This is a genomic window from Bowmanella yangjiangensis (assembly GCF_018531185.1).
GTDB classification, from domain to species: domain Bacteria; phylum Pseudomonadota; class Gammaproteobacteria; order Enterobacterales; family Alteromonadaceae; genus Bowmanella; species Bowmanella yangjiangensis.
This window is the reverse complement of the sequence record NZ_JAHDJU010000002.1, coordinates 423,123-440,026: the sequence shown is the minus strand read 5'-3', so window position 1 is coordinate 440,026 and position 16,904 is coordinate 423,123. Positions and strand designations below refer to the sequence as shown.

The following is a 16,904-nucleotide window of genomic DNA, read 5'->3' as shown; positions in this document are numbered from 1 at the left end:
TTCAGCTATGTCCTTTGCCAGGATGCAGCTTGTTGGCGTTAATGGTTTCATAAATGGCCGCACTAATGACCATAATTCCCCCCACCAGAGTTTGCCAGCTTGGCTGCTCGTTCAGCACTAAAATAGCTAGCACCACCCCATACAAAGGTTGCATACAGGCCACCAGGGAGAAGGTTTTAGCACGCAGATGAATCAAGGTATAGGCCACCAGGGCATGCGGCGCCGCCGTACAGATAGTGCCGAGAATAAGTAGCATCAGATAGGTATGCTGGGATGCCTGATAGAGCTCTGCAGAACCAAACCAACATAGGCAAAGCACGATCACCAGTGTTTGATAGGTCATGGCTTGGGCACCGCCATAATGGGAAAAGTATTTTCTATGCAACAAGTTACGCAGGGCATATAAGAGCGCGGAAAATACCCCGACGGCAATCCCTAATGTCACCTCATTGCCCAAAGACGCTTCAGGGACAATTAGCCAGATGCCCGCCAATACCACTACGGCACTAACCAAATCCTGCCAAACCAGCTTGATGCCTTCAAAAAACGGCTCAAGTAATACCGTGATAACCGGGAAGGTGAAAAGTGCAATCATCCCTACCGATACCGATGAATATTGCATGGCCGCAAAATAAGTGACCCAATGCACGGCCATCAGACCGCCCAGTACGATAGCAATACCGATATCACGGGTACGCTGAAAACGCAGATTGCCGCCGCTCAGGCGTACCAACAACGCTAAAACTACAAAGGCAATGACCGCCCGCCCCAGGGTAATATCCAGAGCAGATAGCGGAATAATGCGGGAGAACAGTGCAGTGGCACCCAGCAGTATGACTGCCAGGTGCAAAGACCACAGGCTTTTCTTAACCGGGTCCACGTCAGGATTTCAGAGTGGCGAAAGGCTGGCCTAAACGCGTTACGTCACCTGGCTGCATGTTTTCAAACTCCACCATGCCCGGTTCGAAAACCGCCACTATGGTTGAGCCAAGCTTGAACAATCCCATCTCTTCGCCTTTTTTCAGCGCCACTGCATTATTGCCCTGTGCGGGGTACTGCCAACGCTGAACCTGTTTACCTGTTGGTGGCGTGACAGTGCCAGCCCACTTGGTTTCAATACTGGCCACAATAGTAGCACCAACCAGTACTAGCGCCATCTTGCCGTGCGGTGTATCAAAGAAGCTCACCACGCGTTCATTGCGGGCAAACAAGCCAGGCACATGGGCGGTAGTCAGGGGATTAACCGAGAATAATTCACCCGGTACATACACCATATCGGTCAGTTGCCCATCCATAGGCATATGTATGCGATGGTAGTCACGGGGGGACAAATAAATAGTGGCGAACTTGCCCCCTTCGAAGGGCTTTGCCAGCTCGGCGTCACCACCAAGCAATGCCGCCAGGCTATAGTCATGGCCTTTGGCCTGGAAAATCCGATCGGCTTCGATATCTCCCAATTGGCTAACCGTGCCATCCACAGCATGGGCCAGCTTTAGCGGGTCTTCGACAATCTCACGCACGCCATCTTTTAGCGGACGGGTAAAGAATTCATTAAAGCTCTTATATTTTTCGGGATTAGGTTGCTTTGCTTCCTGCATGTCCACGTTAAATTGCTTGATAAACAGCTTAATAAGCCAGGTAGTGAGAAACCCGGCTTGTGCGGCGGCTAACTTGCCCACCAGTCGGGACAAGGCATGTTTAGGGAGCAGATACTGAAGGCTGACCTTAATTGGCTGCACGTTTTTCTTTCCTGATGAAAATAACCGCGGAGATTGTACCCTAAGCGCCCCGACCAGTCGAAATACCAAAACGCTCTCAGTCAGAATTTCCGGGTTGGATCACTTATCAACACAATGAAATATTAAATACCTAAAACCTTAATTAAAGGTAAATAAATTATTCATGGATTCGCCATAGACTGCCAGGCACTTCACACAATGCTACGCAGTTAACTTTGGAGAATCTGCTTAATGAAACCTGTACTTTGGTCTTTACCTATATTGGCTGGCATGCTGGCCGCCTGCAATGATGATGACAACGTCGCGCCAGTTCCTCAACCTCCCAGCCATCAGGCAATTAGCCTAAACATTCTGCACACCAATGATCACCATTCGTACTTCGAAAGCCAGACTATGGATCTGGCCTTGGACTATGATGCACAAACCCAGGGCAGCGAAAAGGTTCGAGTGCAATTAGGTGGCTTCTCACGGATTGCCAGTGCTATAGAAGAATACCGGGATCCCAACACCCTGGTACTCAACAGTGGAGAGCTAAACGGCACCTTGTATTTCAGCCTGTTTAAAGGTGAAGTCGATATTCAGGTATTTAATTATCTGGGACTGGATGCCTATCAGCTTGGCAATCATGAATTTGACGAAGGTGATGCCCATCTGGCCGACTTAATCGATATGGCCAATTTCCCCATCATTGCCGGCAACGTGCACCCCACCGCGCAAAGCCCGCTATATGGCAAACCTATTCTGCCACGTGTGATCAAGGAAATTGACGGTGAAAAGGTCGCCATTATTGGCGTGCTGAAGGTAGAGAAAACCCGCGAATCCTCTATGGTCAGCGAATTTGTTAGCTTCACCGACGAAGTTGAGTCGGTAAAAGCACAAGTTAACGAGTTGCAGGCTGAGGACATCAATAAAATCATCGTACTGAGCCATCTTGGTTATGAATTCGATAAGCAGTTGGCCAGCCAGGTCAATGGTATAGATATCATTATTGGTGGAGATACCCACGATGTACTTGACTCGACCGGTGAGTTGGCGCAGATGGGTATTGCTGTGGATGGAGAGTATCCGACCAAGGTGAACAACCCCGAAGGTAAGCCGGTGTATATTGCTCAGGCTTGGGAATATGCCAAAGGCCTGGGACGCCTCAACATAAAATTTGATGCGCAGGGTAATGTAGAGGACATTCAAGGCAACTTGGAATTATTGGTGGCTGATCAGTTTCAAGTGCAGGATGCTGAGAATAAATGGGTAGCCGCGAATGACGTTCAGCAACAAGCTATCAATCAACGTATTACTGCCATGACCAGTATTCGCACCATAGCTGCGGACACGGCAGTGGATGCCATTTTAGCGCCCTACAAGCAAGAGCTTGAAAGCTTTAAACAATCACAACTGGGCCATGTCGAGCAGACCATGCCCTTTACCCGCATTCCTACCGCCTTTGCGGCCGGTGAACAACCTTCAGGTAGCTTTGCTGCACAAGTAGTGGCAGACGCTTTCCTGCATTACCTGCCCAAAGCCGATGTGGCTATTCAAAACGCCGGAGGGGTTAGGGCTGAACTGCACCAGGGCCCGTTTACCGTTGCTGACGCTTATCAAATTCTGCCGTTTTCCAATACAGTAGTGACATTGGATCTGACCGGCGCAGAAATTCTGCAGGTACTTAATGAAGCCCTCGAGTATGCCCAGGGTATCAGTGCCTCCACCGGTGCCTTTCCCTACTCTTCACATCTACGCTATGACGTCGTGCTTAATGCTGCAGCACAGCAAGGAATTAAAAACCTGGAAATCAAAGACAGAACAACGGGTCAATGGCAGCCTATCGATCTGCAAGCCATCTACTCTGTGGCAACAAATTCATTCACGGCCTTAGGTAAGGATGGATATCTGACCTTTGGACAGGTAAGGGAAGCCAGACCGGATGCTTTTGAACAATCGGATGTGGTGTACGCCGTGCCGTTACTTGAATATTTCAAAGAGGTGTTACCCAACCAAAGCTTACCGGCATTGGATTGGACGCAATACTGCCTGAAGTCTGTTGTAGTAACTGAGTAAAAATCTGGGGCTACCTTGCGGGTAGCCCATTCTCTCAGCGAGGAGGTTTGCTGTAAGAGGGGCGCTGATCTCCCATTCCGGAGAGAATTTTGTGATAGCTGTCAAATCGCGTCCTGCTGATTTTTCCTTGCTGTACAGCTTCTTGCAGCAAACAACCGGGATCATCACCATGCTTACAATCCCTGAACTTGCAGCCACCAAGAAAATCACGGAACTCACGAAAGCCCCAGATAAGCTTCTCATCCGGTAAGTGCCACAAGGAGAACTCCCGCACCCCGGGAGAGTCAATCAGATTGCCACCGGCCGGGAATCGCAGTAGCTTGGCTGCGGTGGTAGTGTGCTGCCCGAGCCCTGAGTTGTCAGACACATCGCCGATCGCTTCTTCGGCTTCAGGTAACAGCTTATTCACCAGACTGGACTTACCTACCCCTGACTGACCGACAAACACACTGGTTTTATCCTTCAACAGCGCGGCCAGCTCTGCAATGCCTTCACCGCTTTTACAACTTACAAAACACAGGCGGTAGCCAATATCCGTATATAACTTCAGTTGCTGTTCTACATCCTGGCGCTGCTCGTCGCTGAGCATGTCGACCTTATTGAGCAGAATGACAGGCTCAATCTTTACATCTTCGGCCGCCACCAGGTAACGGTCGATAATATTCAAAGACAAGCTGGGTAACACGGCGCTGACTACAATAATCTGGTCAATATTGGCAGCCACAGGTTTAATACCGTCGTAGTAATCTGGGCGTGTCAGTACCGACTTTCGCTCTTCCAGGGCTTCAACCACACCACTTACGTTAAGGCTTTGGTCTTTACCTGGCCTGAATAACACTCTGTCGCCACATACCACGCCTTCCACATTGCGGCGGATATGGCAGCGATGCACGGTGCCATCTTCATCTTCAACATCCGCATGCTGGCCAAAACGGCCCACCACCAAACCAGGGGTGGATGGCAATAAGGTATCGTCGGCAGGCCCGACTTCTTTACCACTTAAACGCTTTTTAAGGTTGCTGGAAACCTGACGTTTCTGGCGATGTGTTAATTTGTTTCTCTTTGCCACTTGGGATGCGAATGCTTTACTATGACGGCCTTACACGGGACGCCCAGTGTACCTCGCAACATAAGCAAATACCAAAAGATTAAGGCAGGCGGAACATGACACAAAATGCTGACAACCTGGTGTGGATAGATATGGAAATGACCGGATTGGATCCCGAGCAGGAAAAAGTGTTGGAAATTGCCACCATAGTTACCGACAGCCAGCTGAATATTTTGGCTGAAGGCCCGGTCATTGCGATTCATCAACCGGATGAAGTATTGGACGGTATGGACGATTGGTGCACTCGTACCCACGGCAACAGCGGATTGACGCAGCGCTGTCGTGACAGCCAGATCAACGAACAGCAGGCAGTAGCGCTGACATTGGCATTTTTAGCCGATTGGGTTCCGCAGGGTAAATCTCCTCTCTGCGGCAACAGTATTGGCCAGGACAGACGCTTTATGGTTCGCCACATGCCGGAACTGGAAGCCTATTTCCATTACCGTAATGTGGATGTTAGTACCATCAAAGAGCTGGTGCGTCGCTGGAAACCAGAATTGCTCAATCAATTTACTAAGCAAGGCACGCACCTGGCCCTTGATGACATTCGCGAGTCCATTGCCGAGCTGCAGTTTTATCGTCAGCATGTTTTCAGTATCTGATAAGCGGTTTGCTCCCTGTTTATAAAATCATCGGTCAGACAGAATTTTCAAAATAGCACTTGCGTCTGACCGGTATTTTTGTAAAATGCGCGTCCGCTTGAGGTAGTAAAGTTCTCCTCAAGCATATCAGGATTGCGGGAATAGCTCAGTTGGTAGAGCACAACCTTGCCAAGGTTGGGGTCGCGAGTTCGAGTCTCGTTTCCCGCTCCAAATCTTCCTGATACAGCCGGCTAGCCGGTATTCTTACAAGCGGGAATAGCTCAGTTGGTAGAGCACAACCTTGCCAAGGTTGGGGTCGCGAGTTCGAGTCTCGTTTCCCGCTCCAAATTTCTTCCTAATTCTTTTTACACTCTGCAAACTCACTAATTGTCTTTGTCGATTCCAGCAAGCAATCATTGTTTCCGTTGTGTAAATCTGGCAACGTAATAACTGGTCTTACCAGGAGATTCGCACATGCCAGCAAGTAATCCTTTGCGCCGCTTAGTAGACAAAGCCAATGGTTATCCAAGGTGGCTGAGTAAACGTATTCTTACCTGGGCGTTTTGCCACAAAGTTAAGCTGGCCGGTACTGCCGGGTTGGAGATCCTAGAGACTGACGGGCGCACCGTAACCATGCGCCAACGCAATCTAAAAAAAGCCCAGAACCATATTGGCAGCGTGCATGCCGCCGCTATGGCCTTATTGGCGGAATCAGCCAGCGGCTTTATCTTCGGCGTCAATCTGCCGGGCGACAAACTACCGCTCATAAAGTCCATGCAAATCCGCTATCTGACCAGGGCTCAAGGAGATATGCAGGCGGTGGCAAGCATTACCGATGAACAAATTCAGGCCATGCAAACCCAAGAGCGGGGCGATCTGCTAGTCAATGTCATAGTGACCGACAGCACGGGGGCACAAACGATTGAATGCGAAATGCGCTGGGCCTGGATACCAAAGAAAGCAAATTCATCCACCAAGGGATAATGGGATTTATCGCTAGTTTGGTTTAGAATCCGCCGCCATCGCAAAGATACAAGGCAAATTCACATGAGCGGTGTGGAGATTTTGTTAATCGGGCTGGCAATCCTAGCCTTACTCGGCGTGGTTTTCGAAGAAGTCACGCATATCAGCAAGGCAAAAATCACCCTGTTTACCGGTACCCTGTCCTGGGTCATTCTCTATCTGACAGCCATGACTGACAGTGCTACAGAGCTGGTTAATCTTCATCTTGAGGAAAACATCGCCGAAATTGCCAGTTTGTGGCTATTTCTAGTAGCGGCCATGACCTTTGTCGCCTATCTGAATAAAAAGCGCATGATAGAGAGCCTGATCAACAGGATGTTGCCGAGCAAAATAAGCGAGCGCAAACTCTTGTTTATGACCGGCTTGTTTGCCTTCTTTTTCTCTTCACTGGCGGACAACATCACTGCCACCCTGGTCTCTGTGGCCATGATACTGCCCTTAGGTTTACCCAAGGAAAAGGTGATTAAGTTCGCCGTGTTGGCCGTTTTCGCCGTGAACTCCGGTGGTGTCGCCCTAATCACCGGTGACGTCACAACCCTGATGATCTTCCTTGACGGTAAAACCGAAATCCAGAACCTGCTGTGGCTGAGTTTACCGGCGTTGTGCTCGGTCATATTGCTGGCAGCCATGCTAAGCTTTGGCATGAAGGGGCAAATTACCCTGAGCCGCAACCGAATTCCGGTCAATCGCGTGGATATGTTGATCGCTGCGATCTTCCTGACCACCATATTGCTAACTATTCTGGGTAATATTGCCTTTAAGATCCCGCCGGTACTCAGTTTCCTATGTGGTCTGTCAGTGATGTTCCTGGTGGCGCATTTCCTGCGTAAAGATAACGACGAAGACCCCATTCTTGACTATATCCGTCGCATCGAATTTGACACCTTGTTGTTCTTCCTCGGCATCCTTTTGTTAGTAGGTATGCTCAAACAAATCCATGTGCTGGATGTACTGATTAAGATTTACGACGTAATGCCATTGTACGCCGCCAACTATGTACTGGGTGTCATGTCATCCTTTATCGATAACGTGCCCTTGACTGCTGCCCTGCTTAAAGCTGATATCCATATGGATCCCGGCGCATGGTTGAGCCTGACCTACGCGGTTGGCGTGGGAGGTTCATTGCTGGTTATCGGTTCAGCGGCAGGTATCGTGGCCATGAGTAAGGTTCCCGGACTGACTTTTGGCCGTTTCGCCAAGTTCAGTTTACCGCTGGTTATTGCGTACAGCTTTGGCTACCTTTTGGTGCACTATCTGGGACAATTTCTGTTCGGTCAGTAAAAAAAATGCCGAGGCTGACACTTTTTTGTTGACAGCCTCGCGTTTTGAAACTATCTAGTCCTTGGCAAAGGCCCATGTCCTATGAGCTGCGCTGCCAATACCAATTCTATTGGTATCATTCCTGATGTTGATGACTTTTTAGTTGGGGATGCCCATCATGGCCAAACAAACGAAAGAACAGCTGTTAAAACGCCAATTTCTTGATCCGAAGAACTATCCGTATGGATTTTCTCGTTCCGGGGATTTTTCCATATCCGAAAGCCAGGCGCTGAGCCGCTATGGTTGCCTGATTGCTGCACTGGTTGATGGTTTTTTAGAACCTGAAAACGATGAGGATGAAGGCTTTCTGGCATCTGCTCGAGGCGAACGTGAGCCACAGACCGTTGCAGAGCGCGCCTGGTGCAAATACCAAAAGCGTATCAACCGTCCCAAGATGGGCAGCATCTATGGTTCCAAGTCTCGTGGTATGTCAGAAAGTGACGATATGGGTGAAGAATCAGACGTTGAGATCGAACTGGACGATTAATCGCGTTACGGATGTGTTAACCAAAAGTTAACACATCCTATTTCTTGCTTATTTCATTATATGAAATGAAATTTTTATCCTATTTTTTCCGTATAACGGGATAGATATCTCACTTTTCCTGCTTTTACTGTTTTAACTCTTCTCCTCCTTGAGTATAGTTTTCACTCCCTCCTCTAATCGCTGACCTGATTTAGGCTTTTTCCACTTCTGGAGATCGAATTAGAGAGCACATTAGGGAAACCCTTAATTAGAAAACCATATGCACCCCGGACCCCAAACCCCGTGGAAATGCCAGTAGCAATGGGAGAAAAGCAGTGGAGATGATGTCAGGCGCAGCCATGGTGGTCAGAGCGCTGAAAGATGTAGGCGTAAAGCACGTATTCGGTTACCCGGGTGGTGCGGTACTGGACATCTACGACGCCCTATACGCGCAAGAAGATGTTCAACATGTGTTAGTTCGTCATGAGCAGGCCGCAGCCCATATGGCCGATGGTTATGCCAGGGCCACAGGCCAGACTGGTACTGTACTGGTCACCTCAGGTCCAGGCGCAACAAACACCCTGACGGGGATAGCAACCGCCTATATGGATAGCATTCCTATGGTGATTCTGTCCGGCCAGGTACCTTCAGTACATATAGGTGAAGACGCCTTCCAGGAAACCGACATGGTCGGTTGCTCTCGTCCCATCGTCAAACACAGCTTTCTGGTTAAGCGTGCAATAGACATCCCAGATGCTATTGCCAAGGCCTACTATATTGCCAACACCGGTCGTCCGGGCCCGGTTGTGGTGGATCTTCCCAAGGATATCGTCAATATCCAGGAATCCCATCCTTACCAGTTCCCAGACAAAGTGCAGATGCGCTCCTATAATCCCACGATTAAGGGGCATATGGGACAAATTAAAAAGGCGCTAAAGGCGCTGTTGGAAGCCAAGCGCCCGGTTCTGTATGTCGGCGGTGGTGCCATTGCCTGTGACGCCAGCAGCCTGGTGACTGAATTGGCTGAAAAGCTGCATTTACCGGTAACCAATACCCTGATGGGTCTGGGCGCCTTCCCTGGCGACCATGAACAATGTATTGGTATGTTAGGTATGCACGGCACGCTGGAAGCCAACAAAACCATGCACAATGCTGATTGTATTCTGGCCTTGGGTGCACGTTTTGATGACCGGGTAACAAATAACGTCGAAAAGTTCTGCCCCCACGCCACCATCATTCATGTGGATATTGACCCTGCTTCGATTTCCAAAACAGTCAATGCGCATATTCCCGTGGTTGGCTCGGTGAAGAGTGTACTCACACAATTCTTCGAGCAAATGCATGAAATCAACGATACCGAGCGTAAAGAACAACTGGCCGATTGGTGGGAACAGATTGCATCATGGCGGACCCGTAAATGTCTGAACTATGCAAGTAGCAATGAGCTGATTAAGCCACAGCAGGTTATTGAGTCTTTGTACCGCCACACCCAGGGCGACGCCTATGTCAGTTCTGATGTTGGCCAGCACCAGATGTTCGCCGCCTTGTATTATCCCTTTGCCAAGCCTCGTCGCTGGATTAACTCTGGTGGTCTGGGCACTATGGGCTTTGGCCTGCCTGCCGCTATGGGCGTGCAGTTTGCCCACCCCGATGCAGTGGTTTGCTGTGTGACCGGTGACGGCAGTATTCAGATGAACATTCAAGAGCTCTCCACCTGTATGCAGTACGGATTGCCAGTGAAGATTATCTCCCTGAACAACCGTGCACTGGGCATGGTGCGTCAATGGCAGGATATGATCTACAAAGGCCGCCATTCTCATTCTTACATGGACTCGCTACCCGACTTTGTCAAACTGGCAGAAGCCTATGGTCACGTAGGGATCAAGGTCGACAAGCCAGAAGAACTGGAAGCCGCCATGGCGCGCTGCTTTGAACTGAAAGACAAGCTGGTGTTTATGGACATTGCCGTTGATCAGAACGAGCACGTCTATCCCATGCAAATCAAATATGGCGCGATGGACGACATGAGACTGAGCAAGACGGAGCGCACCTGATGAGAAGAATTATATCTGTATTAATGGAAAATGAACCCGGTGCACTGTCTCGTATTATCGGTTTGTTTTCACAGCGTGGTTACAACGTCGATTCACTCTGTGTAGCCCCGATTGAGGACTCCAGCTTATCAAGGCTGACCATCACCACAGCAGGCGATGACAAAGTGATTGAACAGATCACCAAGCAGGTCAACAAGCTGATTGATGTATTGAAGATCTCTGATCTGACCGACGGCAGCCATGTTGAACGTGAGCTGATGTTGATCAAAGTCGCTACCCGCAGCGACTCGGTGCGCGATGAAGTTAAACGTACCGTGGACATATTCAGAGGCCAGGTGGTAGATATTACGCCGCGTAACTACACCATTGAGATAACCGGCACCAGCGACAAGCTGGACGCTTTTATCCAAACCATGAGTCAAACAGCAGAAATCGTCGAGCTGTCACGCACCGGCGTGTGTGGCCTGGCCCGTGGTGAAAAGGCCATGCGCCAATAACAGCTATGCTCAAGAAAAACCCCGCCATTGTGCGGGGTTTTGTTTTTTCACACCTACTCGGTTTTGAGCCGGTCGAGCTGCGTCTGTAAGCGCTGAACGTTGTCGGCGATATCGCCAGCACTTTGCATTGACGAGCCGGCTAAATCAGCCACTTGCCTGGTAGCGTCACCAATGGACACCATATTCTTATTGATTTCCTCGCTGACGGCACTTTGTTCTTCAGCAGCCGTGGCCATTTGCATCACACGGTCGGAAATATGCGTGATCTCGGCAACGATATTACTCAAATCGGAGAAAGCTTCTTTGGATTTAGCTGCTGCCGAAGTCGCCCTTGTGCTGTTTTCATCAATCACGCCAACCGTAGTTTTCACTTCCTGCTGCAAGCCGGCTATTACGTCGCTGATCTCTTTCACCGACTCGGCGGTTTTAGACGCCAGTGCGCGAACTTCATCGGCCACCACGCTAAAACCACGACCATGGTCGCCGGCTCGCGCCGCTTCGATAGCGGCATTCAATGCCAACAGGTTGGTTTGGTCTGCAATGGCACCAATCACATCCAGAATTTTACGGATATCATTGCTGCGAGAGGCCACCGCAGAGACAGCCTGAGCAGCTTGTCCCATGTCATCGGCCAGTTTAGTCACTTCGTCTACGGCAAAGGACAAGGTCTTCTCTGTGGTGTTTGCAGAGCCTCTGGCAGACTGTGCGCTGTCGGCAGCATCAATAGCATGCTTTGCCACATCGCTGGCCGTTGCCGACATCTCAGTGATGGCCGTCACCACACTATCAATTTCCTGGTGCTGACGGTTTATCTGGGCACTGGTGTCTTTCGCATAGCCACTGGTTTGTTTGGCACTGTCTGAAACTTCACGGCTGGACGACTTAACCGATTGCAGCAAACCACGAATTTTCTCCTGGAATTGATTAAAGCCATCCGCCAGCTCAATAAGCTCCTTATGCGTGCTGACATGTAAGCTGTTGGTCAGGTCTCCGCCCTGGCCGGCCAGTTCGGTCATACGCCGTGCCACTAAACGCAGGGGGCTGACAATAGTGCGGGTGAACACCCATACAATCACCAGTGCAGAGCCCACCAGAATAATGGCAATTAACAGCAGTTGCCCGAGCAAGGCTGAAACTTCATCCTGAATGGCCCCGGATACCTTACCAACAGCGGCCATGGCCGACTGATAATCCACACCAATAATCAGCTGCCACTGGGTCTGGGCGGTCTGAATATTTACCGGACTGGCAACATACAGGTAGTTGTCGAGCTTGAGCGTATCGCCAGAGGCGGCCAGGGCAACTAAACGTTTGGCCTGTTCAGCGCTCACCACTTCAGAGAAGGGTCTGGCCAGCTTATCGGCATTGCTGCTGGCCGCGACCAGGAAGCCGTCCTGACTGACCAGAAACACTTTGGCCTTTCCGGCAAACAATGACGCCGCAAGTTTAGTAGCACGCTCCTGAATAATAGGCAGGTTCATATCTGCACCTACCACTCCCCGAAAGCGCCCTTGCGCAATTACAGGCACGGTCAGGCTGGTCATCAGCTCTTCATAGCCGGGACGAATCTCATAATTGTAGGGATTGGTCAGACAGGGACGCATTTTTTCCTGGTTACACAGGTACCATTCTGCTGCTCGAAAGCCAAACTCGTCCGGCGTGGTATCATGCTTTTCTTCAGCATCGGTAATAGGTTCCTGATCAATATTGCCGTCGGGTTCACGAACAAAATAGACCTCTAAGGTCCCAACCCCCGGCACTGAGTGGCTGGCTCCTGCGCTGTAATCAGCGTCATTGTCATAGAACCCCCCCGCTTCAAACTGTGCATACATGGATGAAGAACCACTGATCTCTAAGGTATATTTCACCAGGTTTTGCACTTGTGCCCTGCTAATCGGCTGTTGATTGGCATTTTCAATGGTTTTGCTTATTTGTGTCGCAACCGCTTTAGGGTACTGATAGATATTCTCTATGCTGGCGGCAACCTGGCTGGCGTGCATACCGGCTTGGGCTCTCAGGCTGTCGGCAACACTGCTCTCTAGCTCAGAAGAGACCTGGGTCACTATTACCTCTTCGGTATCAGACAATGACCAGTGGCTGTACATCAGAAAGGCCAGGGTTACCACGACCAGCAGGAAGCCGACGGTAAGAAGCAGCTTGATGGCCAGTGACGCTTGTTTTAAAGAGGAGGGACGAAAATTTGAAGGCTGGTTAGTGTTTTTATTCATAACAGGCCGCAACTCAATTTGGTCAAACCTAAGTGTGGCAGACTTTAACAACTGCGCAACTGCCGCCACACCACGTGATTTCCCTGGGTTTCCCCCGTCCATTCACGAATGACATCGAACATCAACCGGAATAGGTTTGCATCCCTGACTAAGGTTATCGTCCGAATAAACCAAGAGCGCAACAAATTTCCATCAACAAATGATGCCCTTAGTTGAATAATTTCGTCGCTTACGGGCAAAACAGACTATTTATCACGCCCATCATCGCCTCCCAAGCCCTGACCTCGGCATACAAACAAAGCGACTTTGCTAGCGCGATACTTTGCATAAATGTGTAAGCAGTTATGCCCAAGTACAGGTGAATCATTGCAACCTGTTGAAATCCCTGATAGAAACCAAGGCGTGAATGAATCCCTACCTTTAATTCTGGCCGGCCCTGTGCTGCGCCACTGTGAACCGACCCAGCTGACCTTCTGGCTGGCAACCACGCGTGCCTGTTCATTTGAACTAGCACTGCAGGACGCTAAAGGCCAGCAAGTTTCCTCTGAGCAGCTCAGATATGAACAAATCCGGGTTGGTGAGCATTGTTATATTCAGTTACTGCATTTTGCCCTGGACACACCGCTGACTACCGACACTTATGTACATTACGACCTGTTGGACGAAGCTGGCCTGGGGCTCTGTACGCATATCCCTGAACTTTGCTACGAAGGCGACACCCTGCCGGGCTTTATGCTGAAGTCCAGGGTGGATAATCTTTTACATGGCTCTTGCCGTAAACCTCATCATCCCAGCAGTGATGGCCTACTTGAGGTAGACAAACTGCTGGCAGACAAACGTTATGATGCACAGCATCGTCCAGCACTGATGCTGTTTTCCGGTGACCAGGTCTATGTAGATGACGTGGCAGGTCCGACGTTGTGGGCGATTCATCAGGTCATCCAAAAACTCGGGCTATACACAGAGGAGTTTGCCGGAGCGACCGTCAGCACCAGCGAGGAATTGTATAGCAGCCCAGACTGCTACTATCTTCGCGAGCAGTTGCTACCCAAAAACAAGGCCAATGAAAAACTGGTGGAACGCTTTTTTGGCGGGGCCAGAAAGCCGATATTTACCTCTGCAGGCGCCCATAATCACCTTATCAGCCTGGCAGAAGTGATTGCCATGTATCTGCTGGTTTGGTCCGACACTTGCTGGAAATGGGTAGATTTAGACGCAGGCCGCGCACGCATTCCTGATAAATTTAAACCCCGTTACGACAAAGAGAACCTGGCGGTCAAAGAATTCGTCCTCGGTCTGAGCAAAGTTCGTCGCACCCTGGCGCATATCCCGACTTATATGATCTTTGATGATCATGACATCACCGATGACTGGAACCTGACCCGTGGCTGGGAAGAGTCAGCGTATGGGCATCCGTTTTCACGCCGGATTATCGGTAATGCCCTGATTGGCTATTTGCTTTGTCAGGGCTGGGGCAACAAACCGCAGTGCTTCGATCTCTTGCTGGAAGCGTTACATGCTAGTGTTAAAGCCGGTGAATTGGAGCAACAGGACAGTCTCATCAACACTTTGCTGGACTGGCAAGAGTGGCATTATTGTCTGGCTACCTCACCTAAAATTATTGTACTGGATACCCGTACGCACAGATGGCGCTCGGAAAGCAGCCCGGCCAAACCTTCCGGCCTGATGGACTGGGAATCGCTGTCAGATTTGCAGCAAGAACTGATTGGTGAACCCGCCGTGATCCTGGTGTCTCCCGCGCCCATTTTCGGCGTCAAACTGATTGAAGCCGTACAGCGTATTTTTACCTTTTTTGGTAAAGCCTTGATGGTGGACGCCGAAAACTGGATGGCCCATCCCGGTGCCGCCAATGTGATTCTGAATATTTTCCGCCATCACAAAACCCCACCGCATTTTGTCATTCTGTCCGGCGACGTACACTACAGCTTTGTGTATGACATCACCCTGCGTTTTCGCAAGCACAGCCCGAAAATATTGCAGGTTACCGCCAGCGGCATTAAAAATTGCTTCCCTGCTGGTTTGCTACGCTGGTTTGACCGCATCAACCTGTGGCTGTACGGCAGTCGCTCACCTCTCAACTTTCTAACCAAGCGCCGCCGTATGCTGATTAAACGCCGCCAGCCTCAAGGGCAACGTGGCGTACTTTACAACAACAGTGGTATCGGCCAGGTAATACTGTCAGACGAATATGAACATATTCAGGCACGGGTGATCAGTAAAGATAAGACGGTAGAGTTTACATAGCCCCTTAATAAGCAGTCTTGTCGGCTATCCAAGCCCCATTGACAGATCAACACACTGGCGCAATGAGCTTGAATTTAAAAACATCAGGGTGACCTTACATAATCAATGCTGCCGTTTTTTATCATCCTCTTGCCGTGCTCAGTCGCCAAGCGGATATCTCGACGCAAAGACCCAAGTGCAGCGGTAAACTGATTATCTTCACTCTGATACAAAGGCCCGTCTAACGCTCCCCAGCGCAGCCAGACAACCTGTTGTTTCTCGAATATCTCCATTACTGGCCAGCCGTCGTTTGCCTGGTATTTACCCATCCAAGTTTCCCACTCAGGGCTTACTCTGACTTGCCGAGAATAAGCCAGTAGTTTGGCATTCTCTTGTTCTACACTTTGATGAAGCCGTGCTTGCTCAACATCAAAGCGCTGCTGAGCTGCCCCAGGGCTGACCACTAGATTGTATATATAGTTAGCTGCCACATGGGGCAGCAAGAAACCACGCTCTTCGTTATACACGCTCACCACAGCAAGCTTTTCTGTCGGCAAGAAGGAGACATGCAAACTAATCCCAGCATAGCTGCCAAAGCGCGTTAATATGGGCTTGTCATAATAGTCGGCAATGTCCCAGGCTAAACTGTAGCCGCTGCGCTGATAGGTAAAGTAATGCTTTTCCTGAACTGTGGTCGCTTGATGCAACCTATCAAAAAAGTGGGCGCTATCAGAAAGGTGCTGGCTCTGCCGCAAGTTGAACTGCAACCATTTGGCCATATCTGCCAATGTCGACACCGCACCGCCCGCTGCATGCAGCGTTGTGTTTAGCTTATACAGGCCTTTACGAGCCAGTTTACCTTCACTGTCCAGTTCAATGCTTGATAATATTGCTCCGGGCGGGTAATCACTCAGATCGGTGCTGGTGTTAGACATCCCAAGCGGGATAAAAATCTCTTCGCGCATTAAGGTCTGCCAGGATTGTCCTGTTGCTTTTTCCATTGCCGCAGCGGCCAGAATGGGGCCAGTATTGGAGTAACGGAATTTACCCGGGGCAGCGACAAGCATCTTGGAATTTAGCGCTGTGACCAGCTCTGACTCATCTTGATAGCCAAGATAAGCCGTTTTGAAGCTGTGTTGGGTACTGGTGAAACCTGCGGTATGGTTGAGGAGTTGCGCGATGCTTATCTCATCAACTGCCACACGTTTATCCAGAATTAGGTCTGCCAAGTACTGACGAAGAGGTGCATTCAGCGAGAAACGCCCCTGTTCTTGTAATAACTGCGCCAGGGTACCAGTAAATGCCTTGGTATGTGACGCCAATAGAAATGGGGTCGAAGTCGTCAAGCCATTGTCTTTCGGGCTAGCCCCGCGTTCATTGAGGCTATAGGCATAACGCAGTCCCTCAGTATCGACCACTGCAATCAGAAAGTCGCCCCTTAAGCCATTGTCTACATATAGCTTCTCAATTTGCTTTGGCAACTGACGCTGGATCCGCTGCAAAGTCTCTTTATCCAAAACCTCGGCATTGCCAACTTGCATCGACAAAGCGGTAAACACACCAAGTAGTACTTTAATAAGTAGTTTCAT

Annotated in this window: 13 protein-coding genes and 2 tRNA genes; 10 read left to right on the top strand and 5 right to left on the bottom strand. The window is 49.9% G+C overall.

The annotated features are described in order from the left end of the window. Position 1: 1 nt before the first annotated feature. Together KJY73_RS11615 and asd are read right to left on the bottom strand one after the other, a co-directional pair. Positions 2-880, bottom strand: a complete 879-nt coding sequence (locus KJY73_RS11615; RefSeq protein ID WP_214343920.1) for a DMT family transporter — start codon at positions 878-880, stop codon at positions 2-4. A 1-nt stretch (position 881) separates the two neighbouring features. After that, on the bottom strand, positions 882-1,739 hold the full coding sequence (asd, locus tag KJY73_RS11610) for an archaetidylserine decarboxylase (protein ID WP_206593414.1): 858 nt from the start codon (positions 1,737-1,739) through the stop codon (positions 882-884). 231 nt (positions 1,740-1,970) lie between these two features. Here asd and KJY73_RS11605 point away from each other — a divergent pair, with 231 nt between their 5' ends. After that, on the top strand, positions 1,971-3,794 hold the full coding sequence (locus KJY73_RS11605; protein WP_214343919.1) for a 5'-nucleotidase C-terminal domain-containing protein: 1,824 nt from the start codon (positions 1,971-1,973) through the stop codon (positions 3,792-3,794). A 34-nt stretch (positions 3,795-3,828) separates the two neighbouring features. Here the strand turns inward: KJY73_RS11605 and rsgA are convergent, their stop codons facing one another. Continuing rightward, complete coding sequence (gene rsgA, locus KJY73_RS11600) at positions 3,829-4,863, bottom strand: small ribosomal subunit biogenesis GTPase RsgA (RefSeq protein ID WP_206593412.1); 1,035 nt, start codon at positions 4,861-4,863, stop codon at positions 3,829-3,831. 95 nt (positions 4,864-4,958) lie between these two features. Here rsgA and orn point away from each other — a divergent pair, with 95 nt between their 5' ends. The 8 genes from orn (at position 4,959) to ilvN (ending at position 10,843) form a co-directional block, all read left to right on the top strand. Next, positions 4,959-5,504, top strand: a complete 546-nt coding sequence (gene orn / locus KJY73_RS11595; RefSeq protein ID WP_214343918.1) for an oligoribonuclease — start codon at positions 4,959-4,961, stop codon at positions 5,502-5,504. Between the two features lie 134 nt (positions 5,505-5,638). After that, positions 5,639-5,714: transfer RNA gene (locus KJY73_RS11590), tRNA-Gly, on the top strand. 39 nt (positions 5,715-5,753) lie between these two features. Beyond that, positions 5,754-5,829 (top strand) — tRNA-Gly (locus KJY73_RS11585). A 128-nt stretch (positions 5,830-5,957) separates the two neighbouring features. Next, a complete protein-coding gene (locus KJY73_RS11580) occupies positions 5,958-6,467 on the top strand; it encodes a DUF4442 domain-containing protein (RefSeq protein ID WP_214343917.1) in 510 nt (169 codons plus the stop codon). A gap of 63 nt (positions 6,468-6,530) precedes the next feature. Then, on the top strand, positions 6,531-7,787 hold the full coding sequence (gene nhaD, locus KJY73_RS11575) for a sodium:proton antiporter NhaD (protein WP_214343916.1): 1,257 nt from the start codon (positions 6,531-6,533) through the stop codon (positions 7,785-7,787). A gap of 157 nt (positions 7,788-7,944) precedes the next feature. Continuing rightward, on the top strand, positions 7,945-8,313 hold the full coding sequence (maoP, locus tag KJY73_RS11570; RefSeq protein WP_214343915.1) for a DUF413 domain-containing protein: 369 nt from the start codon (positions 7,945-7,947) through the stop codon (positions 8,311-8,313). Positions 8,314-8,627: 314 nt separating this feature from the next. Next, a complete protein-coding gene (locus tag KJY73_RS11565; RefSeq protein WP_214343914.1) occupies positions 8,628-10,346 on the top strand; it encodes an acetolactate synthase 3 large subunit in 1,719 nt (572 codons plus the stop codon). Next, positions 10,346-10,843, top strand: coding sequence for an acetolactate synthase small subunit (ilvN, locus tag KJY73_RS11560; protein WP_214343913.1), 498 nt, complete (start codon positions 10,346-10,348; stop codon positions 10,841-10,843). Before KJY73_RS11565 ends, ilvN begins: the two co-directional genes overlap by 1 nt. A gap of 53 nt (positions 10,844-10,896) precedes the next feature. On the opposite strand, the gene KJY73_RS11555 is transcribed toward ilvN, so the two are convergent. Beyond that, complete coding sequence (locus KJY73_RS11555; RefSeq protein ID WP_214343912.1) at positions 10,897-13,071, bottom strand: methyl-accepting chemotaxis protein; 2,175 nt, start codon at positions 13,069-13,071, stop codon at positions 10,897-10,899. A gap of 366 nt (positions 13,072-13,437) precedes the next feature. Here KJY73_RS11555 and KJY73_RS11550 point away from each other — a divergent pair, with 366 nt between their 5' ends. Then, positions 13,438-15,336, top strand: coding sequence for an alkaline phosphatase D family protein (locus KJY73_RS11550; RefSeq protein ID WP_232848576.1), 1,899 nt, complete (start codon positions 13,438-13,440; stop codon positions 15,334-15,336). Positions 15,337-15,419: 83 nt separating this feature from the next. Here KJY73_RS11550 and KJY73_RS11545 read toward each other — a convergent pair whose 3' ends face one another. Then, positions 15,420-16,904, bottom strand: coding sequence for a serine hydrolase domain-containing protein (locus KJY73_RS11545; RefSeq protein ID WP_214343911.1), 1,485 nt, complete (start codon positions 16,902-16,904; stop codon positions 15,420-15,422).